The sequence below is a fragment of the Citrobacter sp. Igbk 16 genome, from assembly GCF_028069755.1.
Classification (GTDB): domain Bacteria; phylum Pseudomonadota; class Gammaproteobacteria; order Enterobacterales; family Enterobacteriaceae; genus Citrobacter.
Genome location: NZ_JANEWJ010000029.1, coordinates 1 through 16,172 on the forward strand (window position 1 = coordinate 1; position 16,172 = coordinate 16,172).

Sequence of the window (16,172 nt, forward strand, 5' to 3'; positions counted from 1 at the left end):
AATCAATTGTTAAACAATTGTTTTATTTTCGTATTGGTTATACCAATTGCCCTCAACACCTCCCCAGCTCGCCCGCTTTCGTTATAACGTGATGTTGCAACAGGTTCTTAAAGCTGAGGCGACATATATTGCAACATATGTGACATGCACGGCAGAACCCGGTAACACAGATCCAATGATGTTTACAGTAATGTAACCTTCCCGTAAAATGCCCTCACACTTTAAACGCCACCCGGTCCCGTGGAATTGAGGTCGTTAAATGAGACTCAGGAAATACAATAAAAGTTTGGGATGGTTGTCATTAATTGCAGGCACTGCATTACTCAGTGGCTGTAATTCTGCGCTGCTTGACCCTAAAGGACAGATTGGACTGGAACAACGGTCATTGATACTGACGGCATTTGGCCTGATGTTGATTGTCGTTATTCCTGCCATCTTGATGGCTGTTGGTTTTGCCTGGAAGTACCGTGCAAGCAATAAAGATGCGAAGTACAGCCCGAACTGGTCACACTCCAATAAAGTGGAAGCTGTGGTCTGGACGGTGCCTATCTTAATCATCATTTTCCTTGCCGTTCTGACCTGGAAAACCACTCACGCTCTTGAGCCAAGCAAACCGCTGGCGCATGACGAGAAGCCCATTACCATCGAAGTGGTTTCCATGGACTGGAAATGGTTCTTCATCTATCCGGAACAAGGTATCGCTACCGTGAATGAAATCGCCTTCCCGGCGAATACTCCGGTTGAATTCAAAGTGACATCCAACTCCGTGATGAACTCCTTCTTTATCCCGCGTCTGGGTAGCCAGATTTATGCCATGGCCGGCATGCAGACTCGACTGCATCTGATCGCCAACGAAGTCGGTACTTATGATGGTATCTCCGCAAGCTATAGCGGACCAGGCTTCTCCGGTATGAAGTTCAAGGCTATCGCAACAAAGGACCGCGCCGAATTCGACCAATGGGTTGCTAAAGCTAAACAGTCCACGAATACCATGAGCGACATGGCTGCGTTCGAGAAAGTGGCTGCGCCAAGCGAATACAACCAGGTGGAATATTTCTCCAACGTGAAACCGGATTTGTTTAAAGACGTTATTAACAAATTTATGGCTCACGGTAAGAGCATGGACATGACCCAACCCGAAGGTGAGCACAACGCACATGAAGGAATGGAAGGCATGGACATGAGCCACGCGGAATCCGCTCACTAAGGGGCCGAGGAAGAATACGATGTTCGGAAAATTGACGCTGGATGCAGTGCCGTTCCATGAACCCATTGTCATGGTTACGATCGCTGCCATTATCATCGGTGGTGCGGCCTTACTGGGCCTTATCACTTACTTCGGTAAGTGGACCTACCTGTGGAAAGAGTGGCTGACTTCGGTTGACCACAAACGCCTTGGCATCATGTATGTCATCGTCGCAATCGTCATGTTGATTCGTGGCTTTGCCGACGCCATCATGATGCGTAGTCAGCAAGCGCTGGCTTCTGCAGGTGAAGCGGGCTTCCTGCCTCCTCACCACTACGACCAGATCTTCACGGCTCACGGCGTGATTATGATCTTCTTCGTGGCAATGCCATTTGTTATCGGTCTGATGAACCTGGTGGTTCCGCTGCAGATCGGCGCACGTGACGTTGCATTCCCGTTCCTGAACAACCTGAGCTTCTGGTTCACCGTTGTCGGCGTAATCCTGGTTAACCTGTCTCTGGGCGTAGGTGAATTCGCACAGACCGGTTGGCTGGCGTATCCGCCACTTTCGGGAATAGAGTACAGTCCAAGCGTCGGGGTCGACTATTGGATATGGGCAGTCCAGTTGTCCGGTATTGGTACAACCCTGACCGGTATCAACTTCTTTGTGACCATCATTAAGATGCGTGCACCAGGAATGACCATGTTCAAGATGCCGGTGTTTAGCTGGGCATCTCTGTGTGCGAACATCCTGATTATCGCTTCTTTCCCAATCCTGACGGTTACCGTCGCGTTGCTGACCCTGGATCGCTATCTGGGCACCCATTTCTTTACCAACGATATGGGCGGCAACATGATGATGTACATCAACCTGATTTGGGCCTGGGGCCATCCGGAAGTGTACATTCTGGTTCTGCCGGTCTTCGGTGTGTTCTCCGAAATCGCTGCAACCTTCTCGCGTAAACGCCTGTTTGGTTACACCTCACTGGTGTGGGCAACCGTGTGTATCACCGTTCTGTCGTTCGTTGTTTGGCTGCACCACTTCTTCACCATGGGTGCAGGCGCTAACGTAAACGCCTTCTTCGGTATTACCACCATGATTATCGCCATCCCAACCGGGGTGAAGATCTTCAACTGGCTGTTCACCATGTATCAGGGCCGCATCGTATTCCACTCAGCAATGCTGTGGACGATTGGCTTTATCGTCACCTTCTCAGTCGGCGGTATGACCGGCGTGCTGCTGGCGGTTCCGGGTGCAGACTTCGTGCTGCACAACAGTCTGTTCCTGATTGCGCACTTCCATAACGTTATCATCGGCGGCGTGGTATTTGGCTGCTTCGCAGGTATGACCTACTGGTGGCCAAAAGCGTTTGGCTTCACGCTGAACGAAACATGGGGTAAACGCGCATTCTGGTTCTGGATCATCGGCTTCTTCGTCGCATTTATGCCGCTGTACGTACTGGGCTTTATGGGTATGACCCGTCGCCTCAGCCAGCAGATTGACCCTCAGTTCCACCCAATGCTGGTCGTTGCCGCTTGCGGTGCCGCGCTGATTGCACTGGGTATCCTGTGCCAGCTGATTCAGATCTACGTGTCTATTCGTGACCGCGAGCAGAACCGTGACCTGACCGGTGACCCATGGGGTGGTCGTACGCTGGAGTGGGCAACCTCTTCCCCGCCTCCGTTCTATAACTTTGCCGTTGTGCCACACGTCCACGAGCGTGATGCCTTCTGGGAAATGAAAGAGAAAGGTGAAGCGTACAAGCAGCCTGCGCATTATGAAGAGATTCATATGCCGAAAAACAGCGGTGCAGGTGTCGTCATTACGGCCTTCGCAACACTGTTTGGTTTCGCCATGATCTGGCATATCTGGTGGCTGGCGATTGCAAGCTTCGCAGGCATGATCATCAGCTGGATCGTGAAAAGCTTTGATGAAGACGTGGATTACTACGTGCCGGTACCGGAAGTCGAAAAACTGGAAAACCAGCATTTCGATGAGATTACAAAGGCAGGGCTGAAAAATGGCAACTGATACTTTAACGCACGCGAATGCCCACGCGCACGAACACGGGCACCACGATGCAGGCCAGACCAAAATCTTCGGATTTTGGGTCTACCTGATGAGCGACTGCATTCTGTTCTCTATTCTGTTTGCAACCTACGCCGTTCTGGTGAACGGCACCGCAGGTGGCCCAACAGGTAAGGACATTTTTGAACTGCCGTTCGTTCTGGTTGAAACATTCCTGCTGTTATTCAGCTCCATTACTTACGGCATGGCAGCTATCGCCATGTACAAGAACAACAAGAGCCAGGTTATCTCCTGGCTGGCGTTGACCTTCTTGTTCGGTGCCGGCTTCATCGGGATGGAACTCTATGAATTCCATCACCTGATTGTTAACGGTATGGGCCCGGATCGCAGCGGCTTCCTTTCTGCGTTCTTCGCGCTGGTCGGCACGCACGGTCTGCACGTCACCTCCGGTCTTATCTGGATGGCGGTGCTGATGGTGCAAGTTGCTCGTCGCGGCCTGACCAGCACTAACCGTACCCGTATCATGTGCCTGAGCCTGTTCTGGCACTTCCTGGACGTGGTGTGGATCTGTGTGTTCACTGTTGTTTATCTGATGGGGGCGATGTAATGAGTCATTCTAACGAGAGCGGCGGCGCATCCCATGGCAGCGTAAAAACCTACATGACAGGTTTTATCCTGTCGATCATCCTGACGGTCATTCCGTTCTGGATGGTCATGACAGGTTCTGCTTCTCCGGCCGTCATTCTGGGAACTATTCTGGCAATGGCAGTGGTACAGATTCTGGTGCACCTGGTGTGCTTCCTGCACATGAATAGCAAATCTGATGAAGGTTGGAACATGACGGCCTTTGTCTTTACTGTGCTAATCATCGCCATCCTGGTTGTGGGCTCCATCTGGATTATGTGGAACCTTAACTACAACATGATGATGCACTAAGAGCGGCGATTATGATGTTTAAGCAATACCTGCAAGTAACGAAACCAGGCATCATCTTTGGCAACCTGATCTCGGTGATTGGGGGGTTCCTGCTGGCCTCGAAGGGCAGCATTGATTATCCCCTGTTTATCTACACGTTGGTTGGGGTGTCACTGGTTGTGGCGTCGGGTTGTGTATTTAACAACTACATCGACAGGGATATCGACAGGAAGATGGAGAGGACCAAAAACCGCGTGCTGGTTAAAGGTCTGATATCCCCTGCGGTCTCGCTGGTATACGCCACCTTGCTGGGTATTGCTGGCTTTATGCTGCTGTGGTTTGGCGCGAACCCTCTGGCCTGCTGGCTGGGGGTAATGGGCTTCGTGGTTTATGTAGGCGTTTATAGCCTGTATATGAAGCGTCATTCCGTTTACGGTACGCTGATTGGCTCACTCTCCGGCGCTGCGCCGCCGGTGATTGGCTACTGCGCCGTAACCGGTGTGTTCGATAGCGGTGCGTTGATTCTGCTGGCTATTTTCAGCCTGTGGCAGATGCCGCACTCTTACGCGATTGCGATTTTCCGCTTCAAGGATTATCAGGCTGCCAACATCCCGGTGCTGCCGGTGGTGAAAGGTATTTCGGTCGCGAAAAACCATATCACGCTTTACATCGTGGCGTTTGCTATTGCCACGCTGATGCTAACCCTGGGCGGCTATGCCGGTTATAAATACCTGATTGTTGCTGCGGCGGTGAGCGTCTGGTGGTTGGGCATGGCGCTGCGCGGTTATAAAGTGGAAGATGACAGAGTCTGGGCGCGCAAGCTGTTCGGTTTCTCCATCATCGCCATTACCGCGCTTTCCGTGATGATGTCCGTCGATTTTATGGTGCCAAACTCGCAGAACCTGCTGACTTACGTCTGGTAAGTTAATCGTCACCTCTTCTATGCCGGATGGCGGCTGACGCCTTATCCGGCCTACAAAAAAGCACATTGCTTGTAGGCCGGATAAGATACGTGAGTATCGTCATCCGGCATTTCCGTCTCCAGCCAACGCCCCTCACAACCCCAACATTTGTTAATAAAGCGCATATTTACCCAGCCAGCTTAGCGCTTTACACTAGGCGCGAAATTAATACAGAGGTGGGAATGAACGATTACAAAATGACGCCCGGTGAGTTGCGCGCCACCTGGGGTTTAGGGACCGTATTCTCTCTGCGCATGCTTGGCATGTTTATGGTCCTGCCAGTTCTGACCACGTACGGTATGGCGTTACAAGGTGCCAGCGAAGCGCTTATAGGCCTTGCCATCGGCATTTATGGCCTGGCGCAAGCCGTCTTCCAGATCCCTTTTGGACTGGTCTCTGACCGCATCGGTCGAAAGCCCCTTATTGTTGGCGGACTGGCAATATTCGTCTTCGGTAGCGTGATTGCCGCACTGTCGGACTCCATCTGGGGCATTATTCTCGGTCGTGCGCTGCAGGGTTCCGGGGCGATTGCCGCCGCTGTGATGGCGCTGCTTTCCGATTTAACCCGTGAACAAAACCGCACAAAAGCAATGGCGTTTATCGGCGTCAGCTTTGGTATCACCTTCGCCATTGCGATGGTGCTAGGACCAATCGTTACCCATGCGCTGGGACTACACGCGCTGTTCTGGATGATCGCAGCTCTTGCTACCACGGGTATTGTGCTAACCATTTGGGTCGTTCCCAATAGCACCACCCATGTGCTTAACCGCGAATCAGGCATGGTCAAAGACAGCTTCAGTAAAGTCCTGGCGGAGCCTAAACTGCTGAAGCTCAATTTCGGCATCATGTGCCTACATATTTTACTGATGTCCACCTTCGTCGCCTTACCAGGCCAACTGGCGAAAGCGGGCTTCCCCGCCGCAGAGCACTGGAAAATTTATCTGGTGACGATGCTGCTGTCCTTTATCTCCGTGGTGCCGTTCATCATTTACGCCGAAGTGAAGCGCAAGATGAAACGCGTGTTCCTCGCCTGCGTGTTACTGATCCTTATCGCAGAGATTGTATTGTGGAGCGCTAACATTCGATTCTGGGGTCTGATTGCCGGCGTGCAAATATTCTTCCTCGCCTTCAACCTGATGGAAGCCCTCCTCCCCTCGCTTATCAGCAAAGAGTCCCCCGCAGGCTATAAAGGCACGGCGATGGGCGTTTACTCCACCAGCCAGTTTCTTGGCGTGGCGATTGGCGGTTCGCTCGGCGGTTGGGTGGTCGAAATGTTTGATGGTCAGGCCGTATTCCTGGCCGGTGCGCTTCTGGCGGCAGTTTGGTTGGCGGTGGCCAGTACAATGAAAGAGCCGCCGTATGTCAGCAGTCTGCGTATTGAGATCCCGTCAGAGATTGCAGCAGATGACACGCTTAAACAGCGCCTGCTGGCAAAAGAAGGCGTCAGTGAAGTATTACTGGTGGCAAAAGAGCATTCGGCCTACGTGAAGATCGACAGTAAAGTGACGAATCGATTTGAAGTTGAACAGACGATTAGCCAGGCTTGAAGATGAGATTTGTCAGATGGCGGCTCACGCCATCTGACATAACGACTTAATCGCGGAAGTTCTTGAACTGGAACGGCTGGCCGAGATCGCCACCGCGAACCAGCGCCATAACGGATTGCAGATCGTCACGCGCCTTACCGGTTACACGAATTTCTTCACCCTGAATCTGTGCCTGCACCTTCAGTTTGCTGTCTTTGATCAGCTTGACGATTTTCTTCTGCACTGCGCTTTCAATGCCTTGTTTCAGCTTAGCTTCGACAAACCAGGTTTTACCGCTGTGCACGAAAGTTTCTGGTACATCCAGCGACGTGCCTTCAATACCACGTTTCAGCAGTTTGGCACGCAAAATATCCAGCAACTGATTAACCTGGAAATCAGACTCGCTCAGCACCTTAATCGTCTTATTTGACTCGTTCAGCTCAAAGGTGGCCTCAACGCCACGAAAATCGAAGCGTGACTCCACTTCGCGGCTGGCATTATCGACCGCGTTACGGGCTTCCTGAAGATCAACTTCAGAAACAATATCGAAAGATGGCATCTTTTCCTCTCCCTTCATTTTTGATGCGAAGCATAATACCTGCAAAGTTACTCAACAGACAGCGCTATACTAGGCTGTATCCTTTAATTGTACGTGGTACTGATAGCTGCGAACAATAATGGGATGTAGCGGATATGGATTAACACCTGGTGCTGTTGCAGGTGAGGAGGAAGAATGAAAATTACCGTACTGGGATGCGGAGCGTTAGGACAGCTGTGGCTTACAGCGCTGTGCAAACATGGACATGAGGTGCAAGGGTGGCTACGCGTGCCACAACCTTATTGCAGCGTGAACCTGATTGACACGGATGGATCCGTTTTTAATGAATCCCTGACGGCAAACGACCCCGATTTTTTGGCGAAAAGCGATCTGCTGCTGGTGACACTAAAAGCCTGGCAGGTTTCTGACGCAGTCAAAAGCCTGGCCGCTATTCTGCCTGAAACCACGCCCATTCTGTTAATTCACAACGGTATGGGGACAATTGAAGAACTGCATAGCATTCGGCAACCCCTGTTGATGGGTACGACCACTCACGCGGCACGCCGTGATGGGAACGTTATTATTCATGTCGCCCAGGGCACAACGCGTATTGGCCCGGCACGTGAACAAGATGGCGATTTCAGCTATCTGGCTGAAATCCTGCAAGATGTCCTGCCCGATGTCGCCTGGCACAACACTATTCGCGCTGAGCTGTGGCGTAAGCTGGCTGTGAACTGTGTCATTAACCCACTCACCGCACTCTGGAACTGTCCCAACGGCGAACTGCGTCAGCATCCAGAAAAAATAGCATTGATATGCGAGGAAGTGGCGGCGGTCATTGAGCGCGAAGGTCATCACACATCAGCGGATGATTTACGTTATTATGTCGAGCAAGTAATTGACAGCACGGCAGAAAATATCTCATCGATGCTGCAGGACATTCGTGCCTTGCGTCATACGGAGATCGACTACATTACCGGTTATTTGTTAAAACGCGCACGTGCGCACGGCATCGCCGTCCCGGAAAATGCCCGCCTGTTTGAAATGGTAAAGCGAAAGGAGAGTGAGTATGAGCGCTCAGGCACTGGTTTGCCTCGCCCCTGGTAGTGAAGAGACCGAAGCGGTCACCACTATCGATCTACTGGTTCGTGGCGGCATTAAGGTCACGACCGCAAGCGTCGCCAGCGATGGCAACCTGACGATTGTCTGTTCGCGTGGCGTGAAGTTACTGGCTGATGCGCCCCTGGTCGAAGTTGCGGACGGCGATTTCGACATTATCGTGTTGCCGGGTGGCATTAAAGGCGCTGAATGTTTTCGTGACAGCCCGTTGCTTATCGAAACGGTGAAGCAATTCCATCGTTCCGGACGTATTGTCGCCGCAATTTGTGCCGCTGCCGCCACCGTGCTCGTCCCGCACGATATTTTCCCCGTCGGTAATATGACTGGTTTCCCGGCGCTGAAAGACAAAATCCCATCTGAACAATGGCAGGACAAGCGCGTCGTATGGGATCCACGCGTCAACCTGTTAACCAGCCAGGGACCGGGGACTTCCATCGATTTCGGTTTAAAAATTATCGATCTACTGGTCGGGCGAGAAAAAGCTCATGAAGTGGCGTCACAACTGGTGATGGCTGCAGGCATTTATAACTACTACGAGTAAGCATGCTTGCCGGATGGCGGCGTAACCGCCTTATCCGGCCTACAACACGGTGTTTACTCAATTACGGGCGATACACCTTCACGTTTTCAAAGCCCTGCTCGCGCAGATACAGCGCCTGCAGGCGGCTCATCACCCCGCGTTCACACCACAGCAGCCAGGTTTTATTCTGGTCCAGATCGCCGAATTTAGTGCTCAACTTGTAGAACGGCAGAGAAACCACGTCCACACCTTCCACCTTCAGCGGTTTGTCATCCTGTTCATCCACGGAGCGAATATCCAGAATCACATCGTTCGGACCGAATCCGCTCACGGTTTCAACTTCCACCACGGTCTGCTGCGTCTGCTGGGCGATGTCGCGAATGTCAATATTGTTCGCTTCTTCAACCACTTTATCGAGGATCGAGAAATCAAAGTTTTCTTCTTCGGCCTCAATCTTCGCTTTAACCGCTTTCACCGTCGGGCTTTTTGAAATCACACCGCAGTATTCCGGCATGGTACGGGCGAAGTCTTCAGTACCGATTTCACGCGCCAGATTAATGATGTGCTCTTTATCATGAGAGATTAGCGGGCGCAGGATCAGCGTATCCGAAACGTTATCGATCAAGCGCAGGTTGGTTAGCGTCTGGCTGGACACCTGGCCCAGCGCTTCACCGGTCACCAGCGCCTGTACGCCATAGCGTTCAGCCACTTTAGACGCCGCACGGACCATCATGCGCTTAAGGACCACGCCCATCTGGCCGTCGTCGACTTTTTCCAGGATCTCACCGACTACCGGCTCAAAGTTGATAGCAACAAAGCGTACGCGATGTGAGCTACCAAAACGGTTCCACAGATAATGCGCCACCTGGCGAACGCCGATTTCATGCGCTGCGCCGCCGAGGTTGAAGAAGCAATAGTGTACGCGGCAGCCGCGACGCATCAGCATGTAGCTGGACACACCGGAGTCAAAACCACCGGAGATCAGCGACAGAACGTCTTCTTGTGTACCAATCGGGAAACCGCCGATACCTTCATAGCGGCCTTTAACCAGCAGCAGACGGTCGTTTTCGATTTCAAGATTAACCGTCACATCCGGCTTCGTCAGCTTCACGCGCGCAGATTCAATATGCTGATTCAGTCCGCCGCCAACATAACGTTCCACCTCGATGGAGCTAAACTCATGCTTGCCGCGGCGCTTGACGCGCACACAGAAGGTTTTTCCTTCCAGTTGATCGCGGTATTGCACCAGTGCTTTCTCGAAAATATCGTGCATATCGGTAAACGGCACGTCTTCTACTTCGAGAATATGGTGAATACCCGGGATTCGGGTTAACGCGTCACGAATATCCAGACGCTGGCTTTCATCTTTGGCGCGAACCTCAACGTGATCCCAGTGACGGACAACGGCAAGGTCTTCATCGTAGTGCTTTAAAACGTTACGGATGTTCCCTGTCAGAATTTTTATAAAGCGCAAACGCACAGATTGGCTTTTGATGGTGATTTCTGGGAACAATTTAATGATAAACTTCATGGCGGCAATGGTTCTTTGGCAAGTCTGAACGACTTGTGATGGAAAATAATACAGCAGCCCATACCCGCGACTGCATCCAGGCGCGCAAGTATACCACCATCGCGCGGCTACTGTGCACATTGCGCGTTATTTGCTTATCAGTGCGAGTCCGTTACCATAGTCTTGTGCTGTCAATACAGAGAGTCAGACATTCATTATGCCGAAGAAAAATGAAGCGCCCGCCAGTTTTGAAACTGCGCTGAGCGAGCTGGAACAGATTGTCACCCGTCTGGAAAGCGGCGATTTGCCGCTGGAAGAGGCGCTGAACGAATTCGAACGTGGCGTACAGCTGGCACGTCAGGGACAAGTCAAATTGCAACAGGCTGAACAGCGCGTGCAAATCCTGCTGTCAGAAACTGAAGACGCCGCCCTCACGCCTTTTACACCGGATAATGAGTAAATGGATTTTACGCAGCAGCTACAGACTTGCGTTGAGCAGGCTAACCAGGCACTGAGCCGTTTTATCGCGCCACTGCCCTTTCAGAACACTCCCGTGGTCGAAACCATGCAATATGGCGCATTATTAGGCGGCAAACGTCTGCGCCCATTTTTGGTTTATGCTACCGGTCAGATGTTTGGCGTGAGCCTGAGTACGCTTGACGCCCCCGCCGCCGCGGTTGAGTGCATCCATGCCTATTCGCTGATGCACGACGATTTACCCGCGATGGACGACGATGATCTGCGTCGCGGTCTGCCAACCTGCCACGTCAAGTTTGGCGAAGCGAATGCGATTCTGGCCGGTGATGCGCTGCAAACGCTGGCGTTCTCTATTATCAGCGACGCCCCGATGCCAGAAGTCACCGACCGTGACCGCATCGCCATGATCTCTGAACTGGCTCAAGCCAGCGGTATCGCCGGTATGTGTGGCGGTCAGGCGCTGGATCTGGCAGCAGAAGGTCAGCAGGTAGAACTGGCGGCGCTGGAGCGCATTCATCGCCATAAAACCGGCGCATTGATTCGCGCCGCCGTTCGTTTGGGTGCGTTAAGTGCTGGAGATAAAGGGAGAGAACTTCTGCCGATACTCGACAAATACGCCGAAAGTATCGGCCTGGCCTTCCAGGTTCAGGATGACATACTGGATGTGGTAGGCGATACTGCAACATTGGGTAAACGTCAGGGTGCCGACCAGCAGCTTGGCAAAAGTACCTATCCTGCACTTCTGGGTCTTGAGCAAGCCCGGAATAAAGCCCGGGATTTAATTGAGGATGCCCGCCAGTCGTTAAGTTTGCTGGCCGCACAATCTCTCGATACCTCGGCACTGGAAGCGCTAGCGGACTACATAATCCAGCGTGATAAATAAACCAACATATCCAATGAGCTTGCGATGAGTTTTGATATAGCCAAATACCCGACCCTGGCGTTGGTCGACTCCACCCAGGAGTTAAGACTGCTGCCAAAAGAGAGCCTGCCTAAGCTTTGCGACGAACTGCGCCGCTATTTGCTCGACAGCGTGAGCCGTTCCAGCGGGCACTTCGCCTCTGGTCTGGGCACGGTGGAACTCACCGTCGCGCTGCACTATGTCTACAACACCCCGTTCGACCAGTTAATCTGGGATGTGGGACATCAGGCTTATCCGCACAAAATTCTTACCGGCCGCCGCGATAAGATTGGCACTATTCGCCAGAAAGGCGGCCTGCATCCGTTCCCGTGGCGCGGCGAGAGTGAGTATGACGTACTGAGCGTTGGCCACTCCTCAACCTCTATCAGCGCAGGCATCGGCATTGCAGTTGCCGCCGAGAAAGAAGGCAAAGAGCGCCGCACCGTATGCGTCATTGGCGACGGTGCCATCACCGCCGGGATGGCGTTTGAAGCGATGAACCATGCGGGCGATATTAAGCCTGACATGCTGGTTATCCTCAACGACAACGAAATGTCGATTTCGGAAAACGTCGGTGCGCTGAATAACCATCTGGCGCAACTGCTCTCTGGAAAACTCTATTCGTCGTTGCGCGAAGGCGGGAAGAAAGTGTTCTCCGGCGTTCCGCCGATTAAAGAGCTGCTCAAACGTACCGAAGAACACATTAAAGGCATGGTTGTGCCGGGTACGCTGTTTGAAGAACTGGGCTTTAACTATATCGGTCCGGTAGACGGTCACGACGTGCTGGGCCTTATCACCACGCTGAAAAACATGCGGGATCTGAAAGGCCCGCAGTTCTTGCACATCATGACTAAAAAAGGTCGTGGCTACGAACCGGCGGAAAAAGATCCGATCACCTTCCACGCGGTGCCCAAATTCGATCCGTCCAGCGGATGTCTGCCGAAAAGCAGCGGCGGTCTGCCGAGCTATTCAAAAATCTTCGGTGACTGGCTGTGTGAAACTGCAGCAAAAGACAACAAGCTGATGGCGATTACCCCGGCAATGCGTGAAGGCTCCGGTATGGTGGAGTTTTCCCGTAAATTCCCGGATCGCTACTTCGACGTGGCCATTGCCGAGCAGCATGCAGTGACCTTTGCGGCTGGCCTGGCGATTGGTGGTTATAAACCCATCGTCGCTATCTATTCCACGTTCCTGCAACGCGCCTACGATCAGGTGCTGCACGATGTTGCCATTCAGAAGCTGCCGGTCCTGTTCGCCGTTGACCGGGCAGGAATCGTGGGTGCCGATGGGCAAACTCACCAGGGGGCGTTCGATCTTTCCTTCCTGCGCTGCATCCCAGAAATGGTCATTATGACCCCGAGCGATGAGAACGAATGTCGCCAAATGTTATTTACCGGCTATCACTACAACAATGGCCCAACGGTCGTGCGTTATCCCCGCGGTACTGCCGTAGGTGTTGAGCTGACGCCGCTGGAGCAATTGCCTATCGGTAAAGGTATCGTCAAGCGTCACGGTGAGAAACTGGCGATTCTGAACTTCGGTACGCTGATGCCGGAAGCGGCTCAGGTCGCGGAATCGCTGAACGCAACGCTGGTCGATATGCGCTTCGTGAAACCGCTGGATGAAGCACTGATTCTGGAAATGGCAGCACAGCACGACGTGCTGGTGACGATTGAAGAAAACGCCATTATGGGCGGCGCAGGCAGCGGTGTAAACGAAGTGCTGATGGCGCACCGTAAGCCGGTTCCGGTACTGAATATCGGCCTGCCTGACTTCTTCATTCCCCAGGGTACTCAGGACGAGGCTCGCGCCGAACTGGGCCTGGATGCAGCCGGAATTGAGGCCAAAATCAAGGCCTGGCTGGCATAATCCCCCCCTCGCTCCTGCTATGCTTAATGAATAACACGCTAAGCAGGAGCGAATTTATGCAATACAACACCTTAGGAAAAACAGACCTTCGGGTCTCCCGCCTTTGTCTGGGCTGCATGACGTTTGGCGAACCCAATCGCGGCAATCACGCCTGGACGCTACCAGAAGAGAGTAGTCGCCCGATTATCAAACATGCCCTTGAGGGTGGTATTAACTTTTTCGATACCGCAAACAGTTACTCCGCAGGCAGCAGTGAGGAAATTGTCGGCCGTGCGCTGCGCGATTTCGCTCGTCGGGATGACGTCGTAGTAGCCACCAAAGTTTTTCACCGTGTTGACGACCTGCCGGAAGGATTATCCCGTGCGCAAATTCTGCGTTCTATTGATGACAGTCTGAAGCGTCTTGGTATGGACTATGTCGATATCCTACAAATTCACCGTTGGGACTACAACACGCCCATTGAAGAAACGCTGGAAGCGCTTAATGACGTCGTGAAAGCCGGAAAAGCGCGCTACATCGGCGCATCATCCATGCACGCTTCGCAGTTTGCTCAGGCACTGGCCCTGCAGAAACAACACGGTTGGGCACAATTTGTTAGCATGCAGGATCACTACAACCTGATCTACCGCGAAGAAGAACGCGAAATGCTACCACTTTGCTCTCAGGAAGGTGTGGCGGTGATCCCATGGAGTCCGCTGGCACGTGGTCGCCTGACGCGCCCGTGGGGAGAAACCACCGCACGCCTGGTTTCCGATGAAGTCGGCAAAAACCTGTACGAAGAAAGTGATGAAAACGACGCGCAAATTGCTGCACGATTGACTGGCGTCAGTGAAGAACTGGGCGCTACACGAGCGCAGGTCGCTCTGGCATGGCTGTTAAGCAAACCTGGCGTCGCCGCACCGATTATCGGCACATCGCGTGAAGAACAGTTGGATGAATTACTTAATGCGGTAGATTTAACGCTGAAACCAGAGCACATTGCCGAACTGGAAATGCCGTACAAACAGCATCCGGTGGTGGGATTTAAATAAGCGCGGTTGTAGATCGTAGGCCCGATAAGCGCCGCGCCATCGGGCAATCAGTGCCGGATACGCTATGCTTATCCGGCCTACAACGGCCTCAAAAAGGGGTTAAATGATGCCTACCGGCCAGTGATGGCCAATAAAGTACAGTATCCCGGCGGACAGTATCCCGGCCACGATATCATCGATCATGATCCCCGTGCCACCATGTACGTTACGATCGAACCAGCGAATCGGCCAGGGTTTCCACATATCCAGAATACGGAAAATCACAAATCCAGCGGCAACCCACTGCCAGTCGTTGGTCGGCAGCGCCATCAGGGTTATCCACATTCCGACAAACTCGTCCCAGACAATGCTGCCGTGATCGTGCACACCCATATCTTTTGCCGTTTGATGGCACAGATAGACGCCAATACAGATCGACAGCATGACTACCAGTGAATAGAGTTGCCACGGCAGAAATGTCATTAAATACCAAAATGGGATCGCCGCCAGCGATCCCATGGTGCCCGGTACAATCGGGCTCAATCCACTGCCAAATCCGGTAGCCAGCAGGTGCCACGGATTACGCATGCTCAAACGGCTTTTTGCGACATCTTTTTTAAGGCGCGGCAAAATGGTCATATCCTTTCCAGTCAAACGTGACGGGCTTTCCATCACGCGTAAAATGAATGCCTTCCACATCCGCACTCATCTGCCCAATGCAGGTAAACGGTGTGCCGAGATGCCCCAGCGCGACGTCCAGCGCCCCACGATTCATTTCCGGTACGGTAAAGCATAACTCATAATCTTCACCGCCCGAGAGCGCCCAACGCAACGCCTGTTCAGGCTCGACGTATTGGGTAAACGCAGTGGAATATGGCAGTGCATCAACGTTAATCCGTGCGCCGCAGCCACTGGCATTAACGATATGCCCCAGATCTGAAATCAGACCGTCCGAGAGATCGATAGCGGCACTCGCCAGGTCGCGCAGGGCTTGCCCTTGTAAAATTCGCGGCGTGGGACGCAGGTGCCGCTTGAGCAGATAGTCAGCATCTTTGGCATCAGTTACCTGCAATCGGTTTTGCAGAATAGCCAACCCGGCAGCGCTGTCGCCCGGCGTACCGGTAACGTAAATCCAGTCGCCCGGCTTCGCACCGGAGCGTTTTAAGGCCCGTCCAACCGGGACGTAGCCATGAATACCCAGCGTCATCGACAGTGGCCCACGTGTGGTGTCACCGCCAATCAACTGCATATCATAGTAATTCAGGAGCTCAAACAGGCCATCACTGAAAGCTTCAAGCCAGGCTTCATCGACGTCAGGCAATGTGATTGCCAGCGTCAGCCATGCAGGATCAGCCCCCATCGCCGCCAGATCGCTCAAGTTCACCGCCAGCGCTTTCCAGGCAAGGTCTGTGGGATCGATATCGGGGAGGAAGTGGTTGCCTGCCACCAGCGTATCGGTGCTGATCGCCAGCGTCTGTTTTTCAGGGATGTTCAGAAGTGCGCAATCGTCGCCAATACCGGTTTCGACATCAAGACGAGAGCTTCTTACGCGGTCAAAATAACGGGCAATCAGGGAAAACTCGCCACATGCCATACGTTATGCCTCAGCA

General features: G+C 52.8%; 16 protein-coding genes. 12 read left to right on the forward strand and 4 right to left on the reverse strand.

All coding sequences use genetic code 11. From position 1 onward, the window contains the following. The first annotated feature begins 259 nt into the window (after window positions 1–259). From cyoA to NNO03_RS17400, 6 genes are all read left to right on the forward strand, one after another. Window positions 260–1,207: a cytochrome o ubiquinol oxidase subunit II gene (gene cyoA, locus NNO03_RS17375; protein WP_271441079.1), complete on the forward strand. Its 948-nt coding sequence runs from the start codon at window positions 260–262 to the stop codon at window positions 1,205–1,207. Between the two features lie 19 nt (window positions 1,208–1,226). Further along, the gene (gene cyoB, locus NNO03_RS17380) at window positions 1,227–3,218 is read left to right on the forward strand and encodes a cytochrome o ubiquinol oxidase subunit I (RefSeq protein ID WP_271450105.1); all 1,992 of its coding nucleotides are present in this window, start codon (window positions 1,227–1,229) and stop codon (window positions 3,216–3,218) included. After that, window positions 3,208–3,822 (forward strand): cytochrome o ubiquinol oxidase subunit III, encoded by a 615-nt coding sequence (locus NNO03_RS17385; RefSeq protein ID WP_271441080.1) that lies wholly within the window; start codon window positions 3,208–3,210, stop codon window positions 3,820–3,822. Before cyoB ends, NNO03_RS17385 begins: the two co-directional genes overlap by 11 nt. After that, on the forward strand, window positions 3,822–4,151 hold the full coding sequence (locus NNO03_RS17390) for a cytochrome o ubiquinol oxidase subunit IV (RefSeq protein ID WP_003831006.1): 330 nt from the start codon (window positions 3,822–3,824) through the stop codon (window positions 4,149–4,151). Before NNO03_RS17385 ends, NNO03_RS17390 begins: the two co-directional genes overlap by 1 nt. An 11-nt stretch (window positions 4,152–4,162) precedes the next feature. Next, window positions 4,163–5,053, forward strand: coding sequence for a heme o synthase (gene cyoE, locus NNO03_RS17395; protein ID WP_100194043.1), 891 nt, complete (start codon window positions 4,163–4,165; stop codon window positions 5,051–5,053). 221 nt (window positions 5,054–5,274) lie between these two features. Beyond that, window positions 5,275–6,639 (forward strand): MFS transporter, encoded by a 1,365-nt coding sequence (locus NNO03_RS17400; protein WP_271450106.1) that lies wholly within the window; start codon window positions 5,275–5,277, stop codon window positions 6,637–6,639. Between the two features lie 46 nt (window positions 6,640–6,685). Here the strand turns inward: NNO03_RS17400 and NNO03_RS17405 are convergent, their stop codons facing one another. Continuing rightward, a complete protein-coding gene (locus NNO03_RS17405) occupies window positions 6,686–7,177 on the reverse strand; it encodes a YajQ family cyclic di-GMP-binding protein (RefSeq protein ID WP_003831002.1) in 492 nt (163 codons plus the stop codon). A gap of 174 nt (window positions 7,178–7,351) precedes the next feature. Here NNO03_RS17405 and panE point away from each other — a divergent pair, with 174 nt between their 5' ends. Further along, a complete protein-coding gene (gene panE, locus NNO03_RS17410) occupies window positions 7,352–8,263 on the forward strand; it encodes a 2-dehydropantoate 2-reductase (RefSeq protein WP_271450107.1) in 912 nt (303 codons plus the stop codon). Further along, entirely contained in the window at window positions 8,226–8,816 is a 591-nt protein-coding gene (gene yajL, locus NNO03_RS17415; protein ID WP_271450108.1) for a protein deglycase YajL, read from the forward strand. Before panE ends, yajL begins: the two co-directional genes overlap by 38 nt. A gap of 61 nt (window positions 8,817–8,877) precedes the next feature. On the opposite strand, the gene thiI is transcribed toward yajL, so the two are convergent. After that, window positions 8,878–10,326 carry a tRNA uracil 4-sulfurtransferase ThiI gene (gene thiI / locus NNO03_RS17420; protein WP_137384637.1) on the reverse strand — a complete coding sequence of 483 codons (1,449 nt, stop codon included), beginning with the start codon at window positions 10,324–10,326 and terminating at the stop codon, window positions 8,878–8,880. Between the two features lie 196 nt (window positions 10,327–10,522). On the opposite strand from thiI, the gene xseB reads away from it, so the two are divergent. Genes xseB through yajO form a run of 4 tightly spaced genes read left to right on the forward strand, consistent with a single transcriptional unit; the run spans window position 10,523 to window position 14,583 of the window. Further along, on the forward strand, window positions 10,523–10,765 hold the full coding sequence (gene xseB, locus NNO03_RS17425) for an exodeoxyribonuclease VII small subunit (RefSeq protein ID WP_096759458.1): 243 nt from the start codon (window positions 10,523–10,525) through the stop codon (window positions 10,763–10,765). Next, window positions 10,766–11,665: a (2E,6E)-farnesyl diphosphate synthase gene (gene ispA, locus NNO03_RS17430; protein ID WP_271441087.1), complete on the forward strand. Its 900-nt coding sequence runs from the start codon at window positions 10,766–10,768 to the stop codon at window positions 11,663–11,665. Between the two features lie 24 nt (window positions 11,666–11,689). Beyond that, complete coding sequence (gene dxs, locus NNO03_RS17435) at window positions 11,690–13,552, forward strand: 1-deoxy-D-xylulose-5-phosphate synthase (protein ID WP_271450109.1); 1,863 nt, start codon at window positions 11,690–11,692, stop codon at window positions 13,550–13,552. Between the two features lie 56 nt (window positions 13,553–13,608). Next, window positions 13,609–14,583 carry a 1-deoxyxylulose-5-phosphate synthase YajO gene (gene yajO, locus NNO03_RS17440; protein ID WP_271450110.1) on the forward strand — a complete coding sequence of 325 codons (975 nt, stop codon included), beginning with the start codon at window positions 13,609–13,611 and terminating at the stop codon, window positions 14,581–14,583. A 99-nt stretch (window positions 14,584–14,682) separates the two neighbouring features. Here the strand turns inward: yajO and pgpA are convergent, their stop codons facing one another. Both pgpA and thiL read right to left on the reverse strand, forming a co-directional pair. Continuing rightward, window positions 14,683–15,201: a phosphatidylglycerophosphatase A gene (gene pgpA, locus NNO03_RS17445; RefSeq protein WP_003021578.1), complete on the reverse strand. Its 519-nt coding sequence runs from the start codon at window positions 15,199–15,201 to the stop codon at window positions 14,683–14,685. Next, window positions 15,179–16,156 (reverse strand): thiamine-phosphate kinase, encoded by a 978-nt coding sequence (thiL, locus tag NNO03_RS17450; RefSeq protein WP_271450111.1) that lies wholly within the window; start codon window positions 16,154–16,156, stop codon window positions 15,179–15,181. The genes pgpA and thiL overlap by 23 nt, the downstream gene beginning before the upstream one ends. Window positions 16,157–16,172: the final 16 nt, after the last annotated feature.